General features: G+C 66.1%; 18 protein-coding genes and 1 pseudogene. 5 read left to right on the plus strand and 14 right to left on the minus strand.

Going from position 1 to position 19,320, the window contains the following annotated elements:
- Positions 1-330: 330 nt before the first annotated feature.
- Both ACWPXE_RS21885 and ACWPXE_RS21890 read left to right on the plus strand, forming a co-directional pair.
- A pseudogene (locus ACWPXE_RS21885) lies at positions 331-771 on the plus strand (DJ-1/PfpI family protein); the annotation flags it as partial.
- A 48-nt stretch (positions 772-819) separates the two neighbouring features.
- Entirely contained in the window at positions 820-1,221 is a 402-nt protein-coding gene (locus tag ACWPXE_RS21890; protein WP_454020046.1) for a helix-turn-helix domain-containing protein, read from the plus strand.
- Between the two features lie 4 nt (positions 1,222-1,225).
- Here ACWPXE_RS21890 and ACWPXE_RS21895 read toward each other — a convergent pair whose 3' ends face one another.
- Positions 1,226-2,209 carry an oxidoreductase gene (locus tag ACWPXE_RS21895; protein WP_454019476.1) on the minus strand — a complete coding sequence of 328 codons (984 nt, stop codon included), beginning with the start codon at positions 2,207-2,209 and terminating at the stop codon, positions 1,226-1,228.
- 86 nt (positions 2,210-2,295) lie between these two features.
- On the opposite strand from ACWPXE_RS21895, the gene ACWPXE_RS21900 reads away from it, so the two are divergent.
- A complete protein-coding gene (locus ACWPXE_RS21900) occupies positions 2,296-3,282 on the plus strand; it encodes an AraC family transcriptional regulator (protein ID WP_454019477.1) in 987 nt (328 codons plus the stop codon).
- A 184-nt stretch (positions 3,283-3,466) separates the two neighbouring features.
- Here the strand turns inward: ACWPXE_RS21900 and ACWPXE_RS21905 are convergent, their stop codons facing one another.
- Entirely contained in the window at positions 3,467-3,691 is a 225-nt protein-coding gene (locus ACWPXE_RS21905) for a DDE-type integrase/transposase/recombinase (RefSeq protein WP_454019478.1), read from the minus strand.
- Positions 3,595-3,858: a hypothetical protein gene (locus ACWPXE_RS21910; RefSeq protein ID WP_454020062.1), complete on the minus strand. Its 264-nt coding sequence runs from the start codon at positions 3,856-3,858 to the stop codon at positions 3,595-3,597. Before ACWPXE_RS21910 ends, ACWPXE_RS21905 begins: the two co-directional genes overlap by 97 nt.
- Positions 3,859-4,277: 419 nt before the next feature.
- On the opposite strand from ACWPXE_RS21910, the gene ACWPXE_RS21915 reads away from it, so the two are divergent.
- On the plus strand, positions 4,278-4,829 hold the full coding sequence (locus ACWPXE_RS21915) for an Rrf2 family transcriptional regulator (protein WP_454020047.1): 552 nt from the start codon (positions 4,278-4,280) through the stop codon (positions 4,827-4,829).
- Here the strand turns inward: ACWPXE_RS21915 and hmpA are convergent.
- The 4 genes from hmpA to ACWPXE_RS21935 form a co-directional block, all read right to left on the minus strand.
- Positions 4,787-5,992 carry an NO-inducible flavohemoprotein gene (hmpA, locus tag ACWPXE_RS21920; RefSeq protein ID WP_454019479.1) on the minus strand — a complete coding sequence of 402 codons (1,206 nt, stop codon included), beginning with the start codon at positions 5,990-5,992 and terminating at the stop codon, positions 4,787-4,789. The two genes, ACWPXE_RS21915 and hmpA, sit on opposite strands and share 43 nt — an antisense overlap.
- Positions 5,993-6,126: 134 nt before the next feature.
- The gene (locus tag ACWPXE_RS21925; RefSeq protein ID WP_454019480.1) at positions 6,127-6,438 is read right to left on the minus strand and encodes a hypothetical protein; all 312 of its coding nucleotides are present in this window, start codon (positions 6,436-6,438) and stop codon (positions 6,127-6,129) included.
- Between the two features lie 19 nt (positions 6,439-6,457).
- Positions 6,458-6,904 carry a carboxymuconolactone decarboxylase family protein gene (locus ACWPXE_RS21930; protein WP_454019481.1) on the minus strand — a complete coding sequence of 149 codons (447 nt, stop codon included), beginning with the start codon at positions 6,902-6,904 and terminating at the stop codon, positions 6,458-6,460.
- Positions 6,905-6,986: 82 nt separating this feature from the next.
- Entirely contained in the window at positions 6,987-7,739 is a 753-nt protein-coding gene (locus ACWPXE_RS21935; RefSeq protein ID WP_454019482.1) for an SDR family oxidoreductase, read from the minus strand.
- A gap of 285 nt (positions 7,740-8,024) precedes the next feature.
- Here ACWPXE_RS21935 and ACWPXE_RS21940 point away from each other — a divergent pair, with 285 nt between their 5' ends.
- Positions 8,025-9,569, plus strand: coding sequence for a winged helix-turn-helix domain-containing tetratricopeptide repeat protein (locus ACWPXE_RS21940; RefSeq protein ID WP_454019483.1), 1,545 nt, complete (start codon positions 8,025-8,027; stop codon positions 9,567-9,569).
- An 18-nt stretch (positions 9,570-9,587) separates the two neighbouring features.
- On the opposite strand, the gene ACWPXE_RS21945 is transcribed toward ACWPXE_RS21940, so the two are convergent.
- From ACWPXE_RS21945 to mgtA, 7 genes are all read right to left on the minus strand, one after another.
- A complete protein-coding gene (locus ACWPXE_RS21945; RefSeq protein ID WP_454019484.1) occupies positions 9,588-9,974 on the minus strand; it encodes a DDE-type integrase/transposase/recombinase in 387 nt (128 codons plus the stop codon).
- A gap of 234 nt (positions 9,975-10,208) precedes the next feature.
- The gene (locus ACWPXE_RS21950; protein WP_454019485.1) at positions 10,209-12,365 is read right to left on the minus strand and encodes an acetate--CoA ligase family protein; all 2,157 of its coding nucleotides are present in this window, start codon (positions 12,363-12,365) and stop codon (positions 10,209-10,211) included.
- Positions 12,366-12,514: 149 nt separating this feature from the next.
- Positions 12,515-13,792 carry a formyl-CoA transferase gene (gene frc / locus ACWPXE_RS21955; protein ID WP_454019486.1) on the minus strand — a complete coding sequence of 426 codons (1,278 nt, stop codon included), beginning with the start codon at positions 13,790-13,792 and terminating at the stop codon, positions 12,515-12,517.
- Between the two features lie 1,024 nt (positions 13,793-14,816).
- Positions 14,817-14,972: a hypothetical protein gene (locus ACWPXE_RS21960; RefSeq protein WP_454019487.1), complete on the minus strand. Its 156-nt coding sequence runs from the start codon at positions 14,970-14,972 to the stop codon at positions 14,817-14,819.
- A gap of 347 nt (positions 14,973-15,319) precedes the next feature.
- A complete protein-coding gene (locus ACWPXE_RS21965) occupies positions 15,320-15,466 on the minus strand; it encodes a hypothetical protein (protein ID WP_454019488.1) in 147 nt (48 codons plus the stop codon).
- Positions 15,467-15,670: 204 nt separating this feature from the next.
- Positions 15,671-16,702 (minus strand): ABC transporter transmembrane domain-containing protein, encoded by a 1,032-nt coding sequence (locus ACWPXE_RS21970; protein WP_454019489.1) that lies wholly within the window; start codon positions 16,700-16,702, stop codon positions 15,671-15,673.
- Positions 16,695-19,313 carry a magnesium-translocating P-type ATPase gene (mgtA, locus tag ACWPXE_RS21975; protein ID WP_454019490.1) on the minus strand — a complete coding sequence of 873 codons (2,619 nt, stop codon included), beginning with the start codon at positions 19,311-19,313 and terminating at the stop codon, positions 16,695-16,697. Before mgtA ends, ACWPXE_RS21970 begins: the two co-directional genes overlap by 8 nt.
- Between the last annotated feature and the right edge of the window lie 7 nt (positions 19,314-19,320).

Below are 19,320 nucleotides of genomic sequence, written 5' to 3' on the forward strand. Positions count from 1 at the left end.
GAGGGAGGAGGAGGGCGTCGGCCCCGGTGCGGTCTGAGCGGCCGCCGGTGGGATGGGCAGCGCCGCCAGCAGGGCGGTACCCGCTCCAAAGCCCAGGAGCTTGCGGCGGACCGGGTCCGCCGGGTCTGAAAGGGGCGGTTCGGCACGAGGCGGGTTGGTCATGGGACGCTCGGTTGACCGCAGGCTATCGCGCGTCGATGATGTCTCAAAGGGCGTCATTCCCGGGATTTCGGACATGACCCGTCACGTGCGTTTCCTGGTCCATCCGGGCTTCGTGCTGCTCGATCTCGGTTCGATCTCGGTGGGCCGCTCGATGCCTTCTCCTTCGCCAACCGGCTGTGCGGGGAGCGCTACCAACTCTCCGTTGCCTCGGTCGCGGGCGGTCCGGTGCGCAGTTCCTGCGGGTTGGAGGTCATCACCGACCCCTTGCCGGAAGCCGGCGCCGAAGCCTGCGCCGACAGCCCGGCGGACACGCTCATCGTGGTCGGCGCGCCGGAACCGCCGGAAGGGCCATCGGTGAAGGCCCTTGCGGCGGCCATCGCGGCGGCGGCGCCCCGCACCCGGAGGATCGCCAGCGTCTGCACGGGGGCCTTTATCCTCGCCGCGAGCGGCATCCTCGACGGGCGGCCGGCGACCACCCACTGGTTCTACGCGCCGCGGCTCCAGGCGCGCTACCCGAACCTGCGGGTGGACGGCGACCGCATCCACACCTGCGACGGCGGTGTCTGGACGTCAGCGGGCCTATCGGCGGGGATCGACATGACGCTCGCCCTGATCGAGGAGGATCTGGGCCAGGAAGCGGCGCGGTCGCTTGCCTGCATGCTTGTCGTCTATTACCGGCGCCCCGGAGGCCAGTACCAGTATTCCTCCCTGCTCGACTTCGATCCGGGGTCCGACCGCATCCGCCGCACGCTGAGCTTCGCGCGGGAGAATCTGGCGGCGGATCTCTCGGTGGAGCGGCTGGCCGACGTGGCGCATCTCAGCGTGCGGCAGTTCGGACGCGCCTTCACCACCTCCACCGGCATGACGCCGGCCAAGGCCGTGGAGCGGATGCGGGTGGAGGCGGCGCGGACGATGGTGGAAGACGGCCGGCAGACCTTCGCGGAAATCGCCCGCCTCGTCGGCTTCATCGACCCGGACCGCATGTGCCAGAGCTTCCTGCGCGTTCTCGACCAGACCCCGCAGGAGCTTCGGCGCCAGTTCCGGCAGATGGCGCCGTGACGGATCAGGGCGGGGAGGCGCCGGTCAGGGCCTCCGAGACGCGCCACAGCCGCTCGGCAAGCGCATCGTCCGCGGCCCAGGGATGCACGCCGCGCCGCCCCGTCGCCGCGCTATGGACTGGGGCGACGTCGCAATCCTCGCAATAGACCCCACCGAGGCCATCGAGCCGCGGGCTGGTCGCGCACCAGACGCTGGTGGCCGCCCCTTGCGCGACGGTCTTCATGCCGCGGGACGGGTCGATGCGCGGGCGCCCCTCCGCGTCCAGGGCGTCGAAACCGGCGATCTCCTCGGCGCTCAGGTGGCGGCTCAGATCGGTGAGGATCTGTCCCGGATGCAGCGCGTAGGCACGCACCCCGTGCTCCCGACCGCGGCGATCCAGGGCCACGGCGAACAGTGCGTTGGCGGTCTTGGACTGGCCGTAGGCGATCCACTTGTCATACGGGCGCCGTTCGAAATCGAGGTCGTCGAAGTCGATTCCGGCGATCTGGTGGCCACGCGACGAAACCGACACGACGCGCGCGCCACCCGCATCGCGTCCCGCCGCGAGCAGCGCCGGCCACAAGGCCAGGGTCAGCCGGAAATGGCCGAGATGATTCGTCGCGAACTGCCCCTCGCGCCCGTCGGCGTCGCGGTAAAGTGGCGTCGCCATGATGCCGGCGCTGTTGACGAGGATCGACAGCGGCCGCCCGGTCTCGCGGAAGCGCTGGGCGAAGGCGGCAACCGAGGCGGCGTCCGCGAGGTCAAGCGCCTCCAACTCGACGCGGTCGAGGCCGGCCAGCGCCGCCGCCGCCCGGGCGTGATCCCGGGCCGGTACGATGACCATTGCGCCGGCCTCGGCGAGCGCGCGCGTCGTCTCCAACCCGATGCCGGAATAGCCTCCGGTGACCACCGCCACCCGCCCGCGGAGATCGATGCCGCGGACGGCCTCGGCGGCGGTGGTGGCGGGACCGAAGCCGGACCCGATGGGTGTCTGGTCGGGGGATATCATAGGGCCTCTTCGCAGGGTGTGGTGTCGGAAGGCATTGTCACCTATATGCGCGGGATGATCCATTCAGCCACGTCCGGAATCCTGTCGTGATCGTCCAGAACGCGCCCGCCGACGTGCTGTCGGATGTGCTCCGCCTGATGCAGGCCCAGACCCTGTGCTCCGCGCGCCTCGCCGCCAGGGGTGACTGGTCGATCCGCTTCCAGCCGCCGAACGCCATCAAGTTCAATGTGGTGACAGCGGGCACCTGCTGGATCCGGCCGGATGGGCCGGAAGCGCCGCAGCGCCTCGATGCCGGCGATTGCTTCGTGGTGGTGCGCGGTGGCTTCATCCTGGCGAGCGCGCCGGACCTGCCCCCCGTCCCGGCCGCGGAAGTGTTTCATGCGCCGGGCGGTGAGGCCAGCGTCAACGCGGGAAGTGGCACGCCCGGCGGCGACGGGAACGAGGTACGGTTCCTCAGCGGCAGCGTGCGGTTCGACCGGCTGGACGGTGGCCTGCTGTTCGACCTGCTGCCGGGGCTGCTGATGATCCGCGGCGAAGCCCCGGGGGCCGCGCCGGTCGGCTGGCTGCTGGAGCAGCTCGATCGGGAATGGCGCGGCGGGACGGTGGGGTCTCAGCTCGCCTGCAACGACCTGCTGCGCTTAATGTTCGTCCACGCCTTGCGGACGCATCTGAGTGAGCAGCCGCCGCAAGGCGCCAACTGGCTGGCGGCCAGCCTGGATCCCTCGATCGGCCGGGTCCTCGGCGCCATCCACGCCGAGCCCTGCCGCAACTGGACGCTTGCGGAACTGGCGGGCATCGCCGGGCAGTCGCGCTCCAGCTTCGCCGCCGCCTTTCGGGAACGCGTGGGGGTTCCCCCGATCGATTACATGCTGCGCTGGCGCATGCGCCTCGCCGCGACGCGGCTGCGGCAAGGGCAGGAACCCGTCTCCGTCATCGCCGCCTCGCTCGGCTATCTGTCGGACAGCGCCTTCAGCGCCACGTTCCGGCGGATCATGGGGGTCTCGCCGGCGCGCTACCGGACGGGGGCGGACAGACAGGTCGCTTCGGAGCGCGGTCCCACGATCAGAAGTTGATCGCCCGACAGTCGCGCATCGGCTGTGTCCGCCCTTTCATCCCACGGTGATCTTGCTCCAAATGGTTGTTTTTGTCCTTGGAAGCGCGGTGGTCGACGGCATTCCCGAACACTTCCGCGAAGGCTTGGGGGATAGGCGGCGTGCTTGCCAGAGGTGATCGCCTCCGGTGTAATGCCCGTCACCGTCACCGCCACGGCCGAGCGGAAGAACCGTTCAGCGGCGACCTGGTCGCGGTGCTCAATGAGGCAGACGTCGACAGGGCGCCATCACTGTCGATGGCCCGGTGCAGGTAACGCCGCCGTCCGCCGACCTTCAGGTGGGTCTCGTCCACGTACCAGCTCCGGCCGATCTTGCATCGACGACGCTGACGCAAGGCATCGGTGAGCAGGGGGCGATTTTGGCCTCCCATTCGCGCACCGCCTCATGAGAGAAGACAAAGCCTCGCAGCAGCAGGACCTCGGCCAAATCCCGCAAGCTCAGCTTCAGGCGCAGCCTCCAGAGCACTATCAGAATGACGATGTCGGTTGGCACCTGCCGCCGGCTCAGCACCGAGCCCGTACGCTCGGTCGTCGCCATCGAGTGGTAGTGCGGGCAGCGCATGTGCCTTTTTCAAGAGGGAGGGGATTCTCTATGGCAGCACCGCCGCACTGATCAAGCCGGGGCGAAAGCTGACGGAACCCCCGAGGCCGACGTGCAGGGTCAGGCAGTGCAAAGCCATGAAACATTCTCCTGAGTGACTATGGGCTCGGGGTCGGCTCCGGAGCAGGCCGGCTGAAGCGCTGGTATCGGTTGGGATGGGATGATGTTTCGCGCTTTAAGATTCAAAAAATGAATATTTTTTCAGAGACAGAATGCCGCAACCCGCGTGGCTGCGACCGCTGAAGCCCCCCTGACGGAGCTGGGTTCCTTCCTATCCGGACAGATCGGATCGGTTGATTGCAAGCTCCAGGCCGCTTGGCTATATTGATGCAATCCCTATGCAGGTTTGGTTGGCGATGCGCTTGTCGAGCTATACGGATTATGCGCTGCGCGTGCTCATGTACCTGGCCGTGCGACAGGAGGGGCTGCCGACCATCAGCGACATCGCACAGGTGTACGGCATTTCAAAAAACCACCTGATGAAGGTCGTGCATGACCTCGGACGGGGCGGCTACGTCGAAACCGTGAGGGGCCGGAACGGCGGGCTGCGCCTGGGCCGTCCGGCCGAGCAGATCCGGATCGGCGACGTCGTCCGCTACACCGAGGAGGACATGGCCATCGTCGACTGCATGGGCGCGCTGAAGGACACCGCCGTCTGCCGGCTGAGTCCGGCTTGCAACCTGCGCACCGCCCTGCACGAGGCATTGCAGGCGTTCCTGGCCGTCCTTGACGACTACACGCTGGCCGACATTGTCCGCCATCGCCGCAGCATGGCATCCCTGCTCGGCCTGCCGCAGCCACCCCTCCCCCATGCCGCGGCTGAACGGGGGGAGGCGGAGCCGGGCTCGCGACCGGGACAGGCAGTTCAAGCGGCCTCAAGATCCTCCGCGGGGCCGAAGAACTCGTAATGCACCTGAGTGCGCGGCACGCCAGCGAGGGCGAGACCGCCGACGAAGGCCTTCAGGAACGGCTTCGGGCCGCACAGATAGAAGTCGGCGTCGTGGAACGGCGTGTTCGCCCGCAGCCACTCGACCGTGATGAAGCCGGCCGTGTCATGGGAAACGCCCGACCGATCCCCGGGCAGCGGGTCGCTGTAGAAGGTTGACACCCTGATGCCGGGCCGCGACGCGGCCAGCCTGCGGATGTGCTCGTCCATGGCGTGGGTGGCACTGTTCAGGGTGCCATGGACGTAATGCGCTTCCACCGTGGTCGGAGCGGCGGCGATCGCCTCGAGCATGCTCACCATGGGCGTCAGCCCGACGCCGCCGCTCAGCAGAACGACCGGCCGTTCCGGCTGTTCGGGCAGGAAGAAGTCGCCGGCGGGCGGGGATACCTGCAGCGCGGTCCCTTCCTGGGCATGGTCGTGCAGCCAATTGGAACCGGCGCCGTGGGGCTCCCGCTTCACGGAGATGCGATAGCCGAGGGTGTCGGGACCGGCGGAGATGCTGTAGTTCCGGCGCAGCGGCGCACGTCCCGGCAGGGGAAGCAGGAACGTCAGGTATTGCCCAGGCCGATGTCGGATCACTTGGCCGCCGTCACTCGGCGACAGATGGAAGGAGGTGATTGTCCCGCTTTCCCTGACCCGCCGCGTGACGACGAAGTCCCGCCAGCCGCTCCACCCTCCGCTCTCATTGGCGAGGGCGTCGTAGATGCGCCCCTCCCTTCCCATCAGGATGCGGGCCAGATGCCAATACGCCTCTCCCCACGCATCCAGCACCTCCTCCGTCGCGGCGGTGCCCAGCACCTCGCGGATCGCTCCGAGGAGGGCGGCTGCGACATGAGGATAATGCTCCGGAAGGATCTGCAGCCCGACGTGCTTTTGCGCGATGCGCTCGACCATGGGCGTCAAGGTGCCGAGATTGTCTATGTTGCGGGCATAGGCGAGGATGGCATTGGCGAGCGCCTTGGTTTGTGCGCCTTCCTCGCCCTGATGCGACTGGTTGAACAGCGCGGCGACCTCGGGGTCGCGAAACAGGATTTGATACATCGTCCGCGTGACGATGGTTCCATGCTCGGCGAGAATGGGAACGGTGGCCTTGACGATCGCGACGGTCTGCTGAGTGAGGGGCATTGGCGAATGGGCTCCGGGGTTGGCGGGGGCAATTGCCCCGCTCGGATTGTGGCGGCGAGGAGGTCCCCGCCAGATTAAACATTCATTTTAAATGAATGTATTGGCGCCGCTTAAGATGCAATAGGAATATATGTTTATTGCCGGAATTCTGCTCGCTTGGGGAAAGCCGGCTCCACTGGCGTGGCGCCTCCGCCAGCATCACCTGCAGCTTCCCCGGATCCAACCAGCCGCACCGTGTCGCCGCCCGTGTGGGTGGCGGCGACGGCGACGAAGAATTCCGGGAACCGGGTGGCGCGAACGACGGTGTGGGGAATGCCGGAGGCCGCGACCAGCCATTCCTGCTCAACCTTTGCCCGGAAATAGCCGTTTTCGGGCATCCGGTCGGTGTTGACGATGGACAGGAGGACATGGTGCCCGACACCGGCGGCCTCGCCGCCGGTCGCCACCGCTCCCATCCGCATCGGCTCAGGCCTTGGCGGCCACCGGGAGACGGAAAGGGGCACCCAGCCGGTTGAAGGCGTTCATCGCAGCGATGGCGATGGTGAGATCGACCAGATCCTTCGGCTCGAACGCCGCCGCTGCCGCCGCATAGGCGGCGTCGGACGCGTGGGTTTCGCTGACGCGGGTCACCTCCTCGGCCCAGGCCAGGGCTGCGCGCTCCGTGTCGGAGAACAGGTGCGGGACCTCCTCCCACACCGGCACCAGCGTGACCTTGTCGATCGACATGGTCTTCCGAAGGTCGCGGCTGTGCAGATCGATGCAGTGAGCGCAGCCGTTGATCTGCGAGACCCTGAGGAACACGAGGTGGATGAGTTCCTCGGGCAGGTTGGTGCTCTTCGTGACGTAATGATGGACGCCGAAGAGAACCTTCGCGCCGTCGGGCGCAACCTCGTACCAAGCCAAGCGTGCCATGTTCTTTGCCTTTCCTGACAACAACTGATTGCGGTTCCCGCTTCGCCGGCCCATGGCCGCCGCCGGGTGTGTTCGAAGCCCCTCAGCGCGCGGTTTGCCAGCCGAGCCAGTCCTCGAACCGGATGGTGCCGAGGCGGGGGTTCTGGCCGGGGGTCAGCGATTGATCATTGAGAACGTCCCCGAAGTAGCGCGCGTGGATGTCCGGCACGACCTTGCGCGTGTCCTTCGTCGCCTGCAGGAAGCGCCGGACCAGCTCGTCGAGTGGGATCGCCTCCGGACCGGCGACTTCGAGCGTGCCGTTGACCGGCGACGCGAGCGCGACCTCGGCAAGGGCCGCCACCACGTCATCGGAGGCGATCGGTTGGATCAGCGCCGGCGACAGGCGGATCTCCCCGCCGACGGTGGCCGACTGCGCGATCCCGCCGACGAATTCGAAGAACTGCGTGGCGCGCAGGATGGTGTGGGGAATGCCGGACGCCTTGATGAGGCCTTCCTGGGCGACCTTCGCCCGGAAGTATCCGTTGTCGGGAAGCCGTTCGCTGCCGACGATCGAAAGGGCGACATGGTGGCGGACACCGGCGGCCGCTTCGGCGGCGAGCAGATTGCGGCCCGAGGTCTCGAAGAAGTCGAGGACGGCCTTGTCCTCCCAAACCGGGGCGTTCGCCACGTCGACGACGACAGCGGCTCCGTCGATCGCCTGGGCCAAGCCCTCACGGGTGATGGTGTTCACGCCCGTCTTTGGCGCGGCTGCGAGCGCATCGTGGCCGCGCTCGCGGAGGGTCTGCACCAGCTTCGATCCGATGAGGCCGGTGCCTCCGATGACGACGATCTTCATGGGGGCTCTCCGCTTCTCGACGGAAACCAGCGCCGTCGATGGAATGGAGAGTGCCCGCGCGCGCCGCGGAAGTCCTTGCGGCGGGCTTGAATTGCCCTCCAAGGACGCTTGGATTTCCGTCCAAGGAAGCCATACGGCGCGGCGTGCCTTGACGCGAACGGTGCAGCCGGCAACGCGGCGCCGTGCTATCAAGGGCGCACATCGTTCACCCGTCGCCCCGGACAGGGAGACGAGGACGCTCGATCCAGGGAGGTGCAGGCCTTGCAGTTCCGTTTCGGAGAATGTGTGCTCGATCAGGAGCGCCGGGAACTGACCCTGAGCGGACAGGTCGTGAGCGTCGGCCCGCAGGTCTTCGACCTGCTGCTGCATCTCGTCCGCAACCGCGACCGGGTCGTCAGCAAGGACGACCTGCTGGAGGCGGTGTGGAACGGACGGACTGTCTCCGAATCGACCATCACCAGCCACATCAATGCGGTTCGCAAGGCCATCGGCGACAGCGGTGGGGCGCAGCGCCTGGTCCGCACGGTCCCCCGCAAGGGGTTCCGCTTCGTCGGCGCGATCGAAGTCGGCGCGATTGAAGCCGGGGCGGCCGAGGTCGGCGCGATCGGGGAGACCCCGTCCGGGCCGGTCCTGCCGGGCAAGCCCTCGATCACCGTGCTGCCATTCCAGAACCTGAGCGGCGACCCGGAGCAGGACTATTTCGCCGACGGCGTGGTGGAGGACATCATCGCCGCCCTGTCGCGCATCCGCTGGCTGTTCGTCATCGCGCGCAACTCGAGCTTTGCCTACAAGGGCCGGGCGGTGGATGTGACGGACGTCGGCCGCGAGCTGGGCGTCCGTTACGTGCTCGAAGGCAGCGTCCGCAAGGCCGGGAACAGGGTGCGCATCACCGGGCAGCTCATCGACGCGACGAGCGGTACGCATCTCTGGGCCGAGCGCTTCGAAGGCATGCTCGACGACCTTTTCGAGCTGCAGGACCGGATCGCCGAAAGCGTCGTCGGCGCGATTGCGCCGCAGCTCGAGCGAGCGGAGATCGAACGCGCCAAGCGCAAGCCGACGGAAAGCCTGGACGCCTACGATTACTATCTCCGCGGCATGGCGAAACTGCACAGCGGAACCCGCGAGGCGATCGACGCGGCGCTGCCCCTGTTCCACAAGGCGACGGGACTCGACCCGGAATTCGCATCGGCCTATGGCGGGGCGGCCTGGTGCCATCTCTGGCGCAAGGTGAACGGTTGGATGACCGACCGCCCCCTGGAGATCGCCGAAGGGGTGCGGCTGGCGCGGCTGGCGGTGGAGTTCGGCCGCGACGACGCGGTCGCGCTGACGAGAGCCGGGCACGCGCTTGGTCACTTCGCCGGCGATCTCGATGGCGGCATCGCGCTCATCGACCGGGCCGTGCTGCTCAACCCCAATTTCGCCCCCGCCTGGTTCCTCGGCGGCTACCTGCGCGCCTTCCGCGGTGAAACGGAAAGCGCGAGCGAGCATTTCGCCCATGCCGCCCGCCTGAGCCCGCTGGACCCGGAGATGTTCCGGATGCAGGCGGGGACGGCGCTCGCGCATTTCTTCGCCGGGCGCTACGATTGCGCCGTGGCCTGGGCGGACAAGGCGTTGGGGAACCTGCCCAGCCTCCTGGTCGCCATCGCCCTGACGGCGGCTAGTCACGCACTCGCCGGGCGGACGGAGGACGGGCGGCAGACGATGCAGCAATTGCGCGCGCTCGACCCGTCCTTGCGCGTCTCCACTCTCAGGGAGTGGCTGCCGATCCACCGTCCCGAGGATCTCACCCGGTTTGCGGAGGGACTGAGACTGGCTGGGTTGCCGGAGTGAGCGCAGGCCATGTCCGACTCAGCAGGTGCCGTTTCGCCTCAGACACTGGCTCAAGCTGTGGCGGAAATGGGTGTGCTCGCCCGCTCTGACGCTGGCGCAAAAGGGCGCTGAGAGGAGCGCTGAAGGTTCTGTTGCAAAGTTTGGTGACGGGCGCGGAGGGCTGCGGCGCCTGTATCGTCGGGCGGCAGGACCGAACAGGCTGACGATGAAAGATGCCTGGGCTGGCATGTCGTTGACCGAAACAACCCGGACCTGGCCCTTGCGAACCGTGGCTATGATCTCGTAACCAGTGGTCGTCCGACGCGCTCCGCGGAAGCTCTTGGACCCGAGCCCCGGCCGGACCGGCGGCCTGATGCGCCGATGGTCCTGTTCAACGATGTTGTTCAGGTACTCGCGTTGCCGCACCGCTCAAACCGAGAACGTCGCCATGGCGGCGTGACTCAAGCCAAATGGCCTCCGGGAAACACGGTGCAGTTCAGGCGGAAGCCAAAACCTGCAACAGAACCGGTTGTGCAGCCCTTTGTGCTGGCGATGCTCCCTGCTCATCGCCAGCTCCCCGTTTTTCGCATCTACGCTATGAACACACTCGCCCTGCCAAGCAGAACGCGGATCATTGCCCATTCCGGGATCCAAACGCTACTAAACCAGCCCGGCCGCGCGAGCCCACTTGTACTTGGCGCCCAGCACCGCAACCGGCGTCTCGGTCGTGTAGGGGTAAGCCACGACACCGTGGTCATACAGGTGGCTCGCGGCCTCCTCCACCTGGACGTCGCCGGCCAGCGAAGCGACGATGGGCTTCTCGATGCCCTTCGCCTTCATCTCCTCCTTCACCTCGACAACGAGCTTGGCGAACACCATTGGCGGCGTGATGATCGTGTGCCAGTAGCCCAGGATCAACGCGTGGATGCGGTCATCCTCCAGGCCAAGCCGGATGGTGTTCTTGTAGGTCGACGGCGGTTCGCCACCCGTGATGTCCACAGGATTGCCGGCGGCGCCGAAAGGCGGGATGAATTTGCGGAAGGCGGCGTCGAGGTCCGGCGGCATCGCCATCAGCGACAAGCCATTGTCCACGCAGGCGTCCGACAACAGCACACCCGATCCGCCGGCACCGGTGATGATCACGACGTTCTCGCCCTTCGGCGTCGGCAGCACCGGGATTCCACGGGCGAATTGCAGCAGGTCCTGCAGACTGCGCGCCCGGACCACGCCCGACTGCCGCAGCACGTCTTCGTAAATCCTGTCATTGCCGGCGAGCGCGCCGGTGTGGGAACTGGCCGCCCGCGCGCCAAGGGCTGTGCGCCCGGCCTTCAGCACGACCACCGGCTTCTTCTTCGAAACCTGCTTGGCGGCCTCCGCGAAGGCACGGCCGTCCTTCAGGTCCTCGCAGTGCATGGCGACGACCTGGGTGTTGTCGTCCTGTTCGAAGAAGTACAGCAGGTCGTCCTCATCGATGTCCGACTTGTTGCCGAGTCCGACGATCGCCGAAACGCCCATCTTGGCGGAGCGGCTGAAGCCGATGATCGCCATGCCGATGCCGCCCGATTGCGACGACAGCGCCGCCTTGCCCTTCACGTCGTAGGGCGTGCAGAAGGTGGCGCACAGGTTCTTCGGCGTGTAGTAGAAACCGTAGATGTTCGGCCCCATCAGCCGCACGTCGTGCTTGCGCGCGATGGCGACGATCTCCTCCTGCCCTTCGACGTTGCCGGTCTCGGCGAAGCCCGAGGGAATCAGCACGGCGCCGGGGATCCTCTTCTCACCGACCTCACCCAACGCCTGGGCGACGAATTTGGCCGGAATGGCGAACACCGCCACATCGATGTCGCCCGGCACGTCCTTGACGCTCTTGTAGGCCCTGTAGCCGAGGATGTTGTCGGCCTTCGGATGGATCGGATAGATCTGGCCCTTGTAGCCACCATTGATGAGGTTCTTCATCACCGAGTTGCCGATCTTCCCATCCTCGGCCGAGGCGCCGATGACGGCCACCGCCTCGGGCTTCATGATCCGGTTCATCTGCCGGACGATCTGCTCCTGCGACGGGCGGTAGCGCGGCGTCCTGGCCGCGAAATCCAGGACCACGCGCACATCGGCGGCGGTGGCTCCGTTCTCGCGTGCGAAGACCGGGTTGAGGTCGAGTTCGACGATCTCCGGCACCTCGTTGACGAGGCGCGAGACGTTGACGATCACATCGGCGAGCGCCTCGTGGTCGACCGCCTTGCCGCCGCGCACGCCCTTCAGCATCTCCGCGGCCTGGATGCCATCGAGCATCGACAGGGCTTCCTCGCGGGTGACCGGGGCGAGGCGGAAGGTGATGTCCTTCAGCACCTCGACCAGCACGCCACCCAGGCCGAAGGCCACCAGCTTGCCGAAACTCGGGTCGGTGATGGAACCGACGATCACCTCCACGCCTCCTTGCAGCATCTGCTGGACCTGCACACCGATCAACTCCGCCCCGGGGTCATAGGCGCTGGCGTTCGCCATGATCGTCCTGAAGCCTTGGCGGACGGCATCGGCGTTCCGGAGATCAACCAGAACGCCGCCGGCTTCCGTCTTGTGCAGGATCTGCGGCGACACGATTTTCATGACCACCGGGAAACCCATGCCCTCGGCGAGGGTGACGGCTTCGTCGGCGCTCGTCGCCAAGCCCTCCTTCGGCACTGGAATGCCGTACACATCGCAGAGTTGCTTGGCTTCCGGCGCGGTCAGCGCGTTGCGGCCCTCGGCCTTGGCGGTGTCGAGAAGGCGGCGGACGACATCCGTTGGGCGCTCGGTGTGGAGCGGATCGATGACTGCGGCCATGGCCTTTCCTCCTTTGCAAACTGGTCGGCTCACGTTTTGGAGGTGAGCTCGGATGGATTTTCGGGGGCGGCGGCCTCCTGCAACGCGTCGCCGGTGATGCGCTGACGGGCCATTGCGTTTGCCCTTTCCGGGGAGGACCGCCGCCTGTCCTACTCAGTGGTCAGCGGCCTGCGCGCGGCACCGAGCGCGCCGCTGTCGCGGACCTCGCCGATGCGGCGTTCGTCGAAGCCGAGCACCTCGCGCAGGATCTCGTCGGTGTGCTCGCCCAGCAGCGGCGACCGCGTGACCTCGGTCGGGCTGTCCGACAGCTTGATTGGGTTGCCCACCGTCAGGTACTTGCCGCGCGTCGGGTGATCGACCTCGACGATGGTGCCGGTCTCGCGCAGCGACTGGTCCTCCGCCAGCTCCTTCATCGACAGGATGGGGCCGCAGGGGATGTCGTACTGGTTCAGGATCTCCATGACCTCGAACTTCGTCTTGGTCATGGTCCATTCCTCGACGGTCGCGAAGATGTCCTTCAGGCGCGGCAGGCGCGCGGCGGGCGTCGCGTAATCCGGATCGGTGACCCATTCCGGCTTGCCGATGACGTCGCAGATCTTCGCCCAGACCGGCGCCTGGGTGATGAAGTAGATGTAGGCGTTGGGATCGGTCTCCCAGCCCTTGCACTTCAGGATCCAGCCCGGCTGGCCGCCGCCCGAGGCGTTGCCGGCGCGCGGCACGGTGTCGCCGAACGCGCCGTTGGGGTACTGCGGGTACTCTTTCAGCGGGCCGCGCTCCAGCCGCTGCTGGTCGCGCAGCTTGACGCGGCAGAGGTTCAGCACGGCGTCCTGCATGGCCGCCAGCACCTTCTGGCCGCGCCCGGTCTGGGTGCGCTGGTAGAGCGCCGTCACGATGCCCAGCGCCAGATGCAGGCCGGTGCCGCTGTCGCCGATCTGGGCGCCGGTGACCATCGGCGGGCCGTCGTCGAAGCCGGTCGTCGAGGCCGAGCCGCCGGCGCACTGCGCGACGTTCTCGTAGACCTTGCAGTCCTCGTAGGGACCGGGGCCGAAGCCCTTGACCGAGGCGACGATGATGCGGGGGTTCAGCTCCTGGATGCGCTCCCAGGTCAGGCCCATGCGGTCGAGCACGCCGGGGGCGAAATTCTCGACCATCACGTCGCAGATGCGCACCAGATCCTCCAGGACGCGCTTGCCGTCCGGGTTCTTGGTGTCCAGCGTGATGGACCGCTTGTTGTGGTTCAGCATGGTGAAGTAGAGGCTGTCGGCCTCGGGCACGTCGCGCAGCTGGCCGCGCGTGATGTCGCCCTCGCCCGGACGCTCGACCTTGATGACGTCGGCGCCGAACCACGCCAGAAGCTGCGTGCAGGTCGGACCCGACTGAACGTGGGTAAAGTCCAGAACCCGCACGCCTTCGAGTGCCTTGCCCATGCCGTCTCTCCCTGTTGAGCCGCAGGCACACGGAGCCCGGCGGCGTGACCAATCCGTTCGTCATTGCAGCGAGCAGGAGTGGAGGGTGCGGGCCGCTGATTCCCGCATGCCTCTGAACGGCTACCGAAGCCAGCCCTTTATTTCCAATATTCGCTGATTACCTTTTTTCGTTCTTGCATATTGTTTGCCGCACTGTGTTGCGTATTCCTGGACAAAACCCTGCCTGACCAATTCGCAGAGTGCCGGCCTCACGGCGGCCGGCTTCAAGCTTGCCGCCTTCGTGATGGCCAGCAGCGAGACCGGAGGTGTCGTGGCCTCGGGACCCGGCATGGCACGCAACGTGTTGAGCATGGTCCAATTGACGGATGTCGGAGAGATCACACACGCCTCCCTTGGTGCGTTGGGGATCGCTGCCTTTCGCAGTCCGTATTGCAATCGGCTCTGGCATGCCAGATCCAATACGATCAGGCTAAAACCTCAAGCCCGCTTGAGGTCAAGAAGAAATTTGGGGCAGTGAATCGGCCCGATCGGGCTTGAGGCGCACCCTGTCTCCCGAAGTCCCTGTTTCGGCGTTGATGTGCAATTGGGCTCGAGCCGCACTCAAGCACCCTCGCGCAACGGTAAACGCCTTCCGCGCCAGCGTGGGCTAGGCGACCAGAGGACGCAGGAAGATGGAGAGAACTCCGCTTCGGAATAGGAAGGAAGACCGTTGTTCGCTGTTAGCAATGGCACTGAGGGAGAACCTGCATGGTTTCATCCGCATCGATGCCGCATATCGTCCTGCTGGGCGATTCGATCTTCGACAACTCCGTCTAAGCGGGAGGCGGACCGGACGTGACGGCACAGCTTCGTTTGCGTCTGCCGTCGGGCTGGCGTGCGACTTTAAGAGCAGAAGACGGTGCTGTGACCAGCAGCGTCGCTCGGCAAGTCCAGCAATGTCCTCCTGGAGCGACGCATCTCATCGTGCTTGCCGATGGCAATCTGCACGATCCACGACGCGCGCTACCCCGAAAGCGGACCCAGATTATTGAGTAAAGAATAGCCACGCTACCGTGCCTACTGAAGCCAGCGCGGCCAGCGCGGCGCCGCTTCGCGTCATGACTCCCTGGCGATGCAGAAGCACAACCGTACCGATCAGCAGCGGCGAGACGATCAGCAGTCCGATTTGGGCTTCATTCATTGGCACTGTCGCTTCCGTCGGATCAGTTGGTGGTTCGGGCGCGATATGAATGCTGCGAGCGTGGAGAACGGGCAGCCTTGATCGTCGTCAAAAGCAGTTGGACTTCATTGGATTCGGCCGCACATCGGATAGTGGTCACGTGGGACCGCGGTATCGGCGCCGTCAGGTGATCGCGCCGAACAGAAGGCGCGCATGGCGCTGTGCATCCGCACCATCGGCCTCAGTCATGCGACGGTGAAGATCGGCATCGCCAATTTCAGCCAAAATCCGAAGTTCAGCCCCCAAAGAACGCTGCCTCCCCACCGGTGCGGCCCTTCCATCGGCCTCGACCCTCGTCCAAGGCCGGTTTATCGAGGTGTTCCATTGCGCGGATCGCGCCGAATATGCAGGGCCTCGATATGGGCCGCGAAAAGGCACGCCGGCGCGAAGGCCTCTTCCAGAAGCGCCGCATCGGTGGGAAGACCGCCGACCGGAATGAGGATGTTCTTGATCATGAGGCCTCCCGAGCGCTTCATGCAAATAAAGACAAAGACTCGGAGATATTGCCCACTCGTCGCTGTGCTGCCGTATCCCCGCTAAGGGCGTTCCTTTCCGCCTTTGGCGTCAGGCATCGCAAACCGTGCCATGACCCAATGATCGCTCCAACCATCGTTGTTCGGCAGACTTGGCCATGCCTTCTCCGAAGAGGGGTGACGCTCCTATTGAAACAGCCGCCCCGTCAAGTCGGCACCGATGGCGATCTGCCGAACTGCGGTTTCGATCAGGCGGTACTTCACCCCGCTCACCGTCGCCTCACGATACCAATTGATGAGCTCACCCCACGGATCAACGATTTTGGCGAGGCCGGAGATAAAGGCGACGACCGCTCCTGCGTCGATGATCCCTTGGACCACATACCAGCCGCCGATGCAGAGGACTGCCGCGACGCCAAGGTGGTTCATCAAATTCATCAGAAAATTCATCCCGAACTTCAGCGTGTAAATGCCCATGTTCAAGGTGAAGACGGCGTCAACCCGAGCGGTTTGCGCCCGGTCATCGGAACTGTCACTCCCAGCAGCCCCTCCAGCGGCCATGCCGCTGGTGATGCGGCGCAACGTTCGGATGCGCGTGGCGGCCCGGCGGTTGATCGCCCGCTGGATCAGCGGAACAAAGATCATCTGCGGCAGGAACAGCAGCGTGCTCGCCAACGCGAACTCCGGCCGCAGATAAGCCATGTAGCCGAGCACGCTGACCAGGATCCCACTTTGCAACAGGGGTTCCGACAGGCTGATGCCGACGAAACTCCCGACCGGGTCCGCCTCCGACAAGACCAGTGCGATCGCCACACCACCTTGTTCATGCGAAGCGCCCGACTGTGAGGCATGGCCGCACAAGCCGAGAATTGTCATGCGCAGGTGCCTCACCGCCGTTTCGCTGACCCAGCCACGGTAGAGGTTCAGGATGAACTTGAGCACGCCTTCAAGAATGGCGATGCCGAGATAGACGACGGACAGCCCCACGATCGCCGAAAGCGATCCGGACGAAATGGCATCGTTGACGATGCGCCTCTGGATTTCAAGTGGCCACACGCTCAAAAGGAAGACCATGGCGGACAGGACCGACAGCCCGACTTGGTGTTTCCCGCTGTGGCGCCACACATAGCTGGCGATCGATGGCGGCAACGGCTCGGGCCGGCCTCCCCGCACCGCGGCTTCGTGCTGCACCGCGTGAATCATCGTATCGTCAGGCATCGTGCGCTCGGTGCTCGGACCGCCGGCTGGACGGTCCGTGCGGGAACTGGCCCGCTGCCATCGCCCCTCGTCGCGCCTGTCGTCCATACCAGCGATAAAACAAGCGCTTGATGCTCTCGGCCAAAATCAGGTAGGCAGCGACGGTCCCCGCCAGGAAGATGAAGTAACCCAATGGCAGGCTTACGAAGCCGAACAGGGGGCCGAGCGGGCTCAGCGGGATGAGTGCCGCAAGCAGGACCATCCCCACCGACAAGGCCGCCAGAAGTGGGTGCGGCCGACTGACCAGCGGCGACCGCCGCGTCCGGATGACGAAGATGATCAGCGCCTGGGTCGCCAGGGATTCCACGAACCAGCCGGTCTGGAAAAGCGCCTCCCCGGCACCGAATATGGTCAGCAGGGCATAAAAGGTCAGGAAATCGAACAGGGAACTGACCGGCCCCAGGATGAGCATGAAGCGGCGGATCAGATCCATGTTCCAGCGGACCGGGCGGACGATGGTTTCCGGATCGACGCGGTCGAAGGGGATGCCGATCTCCGACGCGTCGTAGAGCAGGTTGTTCAGCAGCACCTGGATCGGAAGCATCGGCAGGAAGGGCAGGACCAGCGCGGCGCCCGCCATGCTCAGCATGTTGCCGAAATTCGAACTGCTTCCCATCAGGATGTATTTGGTGACGTTCTCGACCGTACGGCGGCCTTCCAGCACGCCGCCATGAATCACCGACAGGTCGTGTTCCAGCAGGATCAGGCTCGCCGCGTCCTTGGCCACATCGGCGGCGCCGTCAACCGAGATGCCGACATCGGCGGCGTGCAGCGCCGCCGCGTCGTTGATGCCGTCGCCGAGAAAGCCCACCGCGTGCCCGCGTTGCTTCAGCGCCAGCAGCACGCGCTGCTTCTGCGGCGGCGACAGCCGGCAGAACACGTTCACTTCGGCGAGCCGCAAGCGGAGGGCCTCCTCGCTCATGGCGCGCAGCTCGTCGCCGGTGATCAGACCGGTCACGGGAATGCCCAGATCGCGGCAGACGTGCCGGGTCACGCGGTCGTTGTCACCGGTCAGGATCTTTACGGCGACCCCTGCCTTCGACAAGGCGTGCACGGCCGCCGCCGCGTCGGCCTTGGGCGGGTCGAGGAAGGCGGCGAAGCCGGCGAACACCAGTTCGGTCTCGTCCGTGACCCGCGCTTCCCGCTGGTCCGGCCCGACCACGCGCGAGGCGATGCCGAGCACCCGGAACCCGTCGTCGCTCAACTGTTCGAACAGGCGCTGGACGCGCGCCCTGGCCTCGGTGTCGAAGGCGCTCGGCCGCCCAGGCCCCGGCTCGTATTGGGTGGACAGGCGCAGGACATCCTCCGGCGCACCTTTGACGATCAGCAGGTGCTGTCCGCCGCGCTCCAGAAGGACGGAGACGCGCCGACGCTCGAAGTCGAAGGGCACCTCGTCGAGTTTGAGCCAATCGACGGCATCCGGCTGGCCATGCTCCAGGATGGCGTCGTCGAGCGGGCTGCGGATGCCGCTTTCGAAGCGGCTGTTGAGCCAGGCCAGCCGGAACACCCCGTCGCTGTCTTCTCCTTGGGCGTCGATGTGCCGGACCAGACGGATGCGCGCCTCGGTCAGGGTGCCGGTCTTGTCCGTGCACAGGACATCCATGGCTCCCAGATTGTGCAGCGCCGTCAGCCGCTTGACGATCACCTTGCGTTCGGCGAGACGCAGGGCGCCGCGGGCCAGAGTCACCGTCACGACCATCGGCAGCAATTCCGGCGTCAGCCCGACCGCCAGCGCGACCGCGAACATCAGCGATTCCAGCCAGGGCCTGTGGAACAGCACGTTCGCCAGCAGCACGAACAGCACCAGGAACACGGTCACACGCAGGATCAGCAGACCGAAATGGCGCACGCCGATCTCGAAATCGGTGGGCGGCGGCGGCGCCCTCAGGCTGTGCGCCATCGCGCCGAGCAGGGTGGCGCGTCCGGTCCGCAGGATCACCGCCCGTCCCGTGCCGCTGATGACCGACGTGCCCATGAACAGCATGTTGGTCGCCTCGCTGGGATCGGCGGCGTGCGGCAGGTTGGCCGCGTGCTTTTCGGTCGGATAGGGCTCGCCCGTCAGCAGCGACTGGTTTACGAAGAGGTCGCGCGCCTCGATCAGCCGGGCATCCGCCGGCACGAGATCGCCCGCGACCAGTTGCACGACGTCGCCCGGCACCAGCCGCTCGACCGGCAACTCGCGTTCCTGGCCATCGCGGAGGACTCTGGCCCGCAGCGCGACCGAGCGGCGCAGGTCCTCGATGGCGTTGTTGGCGCGGACCTCCTGGACGAAGTCGAGAACGACGCTGACGAACACGATGATCACGACGATGACGAAGCTGTAGAAGTCGCCGGCCATGGCCGAGAAGCCGCTGGCCAGAAGCAGGATGATCAGAAGAGGGTTGTGCAGGCGGTCGAGAAATTGGAGCCACACGGGTCTCCGCCGCACCGCCGAAAGATCATTGGAGCCGCAGCGGGTCAACCGCGCGTCCGCTTCGGCGCCGTTCAGCCCGCCCGCCGTGCTTCCGATCCCGGCGAGGAGGGAGTCCAGTGGCTGGCTGGCCAGAGCGATGCTGTCGGGATCGTTTTCCATGCCGCCC

The sequence above is a fragment of the Azospirillum sp. Marseille-Q6669 genome, from assembly GCF_965111635.1.

Coding starts and splice junctions, on each gene's coding strand:
- ACWPXE_RS21890 (WP_454020046.1), top strand. CDS start 820: ATGCTTGTCGTCTATTACCGGCGCCCCGGAGGCCAGTACCAGTATTCC.
- ACWPXE_RS21895 (WP_454019476.1), bottom strand. CDS start 2,209: ATGATATCCCCCGACCAGACACCCATCGGGTCCGGCTTCGGTCCCGCC.
- ACWPXE_RS21905 (WP_454019478.1), bottom strand. CDS start 3,691: ATGGGAGGCCAAAATCGCCCCCTGCTCACCGATGCCTTGCGTCAGCGT.
- ACWPXE_RS21910 (WP_454020062.1), bottom strand. CDS start 3,858: ATGGCGACGACCGAGCGTACGGGCTCGGTGCTGAGCCGGCGGCAGGTG.
- ACWPXE_RS21915 (WP_454020047.1), top strand. CDS start 4,278: ATGCGCTTGTCGAGCTATACGGATTATGCGCTGCGCGTGCTCATGTAC.
- hmpA (WP_454019479.1), bottom strand. CDS start 5,992: ATGCCCCTCACTCAGCAGACCGTCGCGATCGTCAAGGCCACCGTTCCC.
- ACWPXE_RS21930 (WP_454019481.1), bottom strand. CDS start 6,904: ATGGCACGCTTGGCTTGGTACGAGGTTGCGCCCGACGGCGCGAAGGTT.
- ACWPXE_RS21935 (WP_454019482.1), bottom strand. CDS start 7,739: ATGAAGATCGTCGTCATCGGAGGCACCGGCCTCATCGGATCGAAGCTG.
- ACWPXE_RS21950 (WP_454019485.1), bottom strand. CDS start 12,365: ATGGCCGCAGTCATCGATCCGCTCCACACCGAGCGCCCAACGGATGTC.
- frc (WP_454019486.1), bottom strand. CDS start 13,792: ATGGGCAAGGCACTCGAAGGCGTGCGGGTTCTGGACTTTACCCACGTT.
- ACWPXE_RS21960 (WP_454019487.1), bottom strand. CDS start 14,972: ATGAATGAAGCCCAAATCGGACTGCTGATCGTCTCGCCGCTGCTGATC.
- ACWPXE_RS21965 (WP_454019488.1), bottom strand. CDS start 15,466: ATGATCAAGAACATCCTCATTCCGGTCGGCGGTCTTCCCACCGATGCG.
- ACWPXE_RS21970 (WP_454019489.1), bottom strand. CDS start 16,702: ATGCCTGACGATACGATGATTCACGCGGTGCAGCACGAAGCCGCGGTG.
- mgtA (WP_454019490.1), bottom strand. CDS start 19,313: ATGGAAAACGATCCCGACAGCATCGCTCTGGCCAGCCAGCCACTGGAC.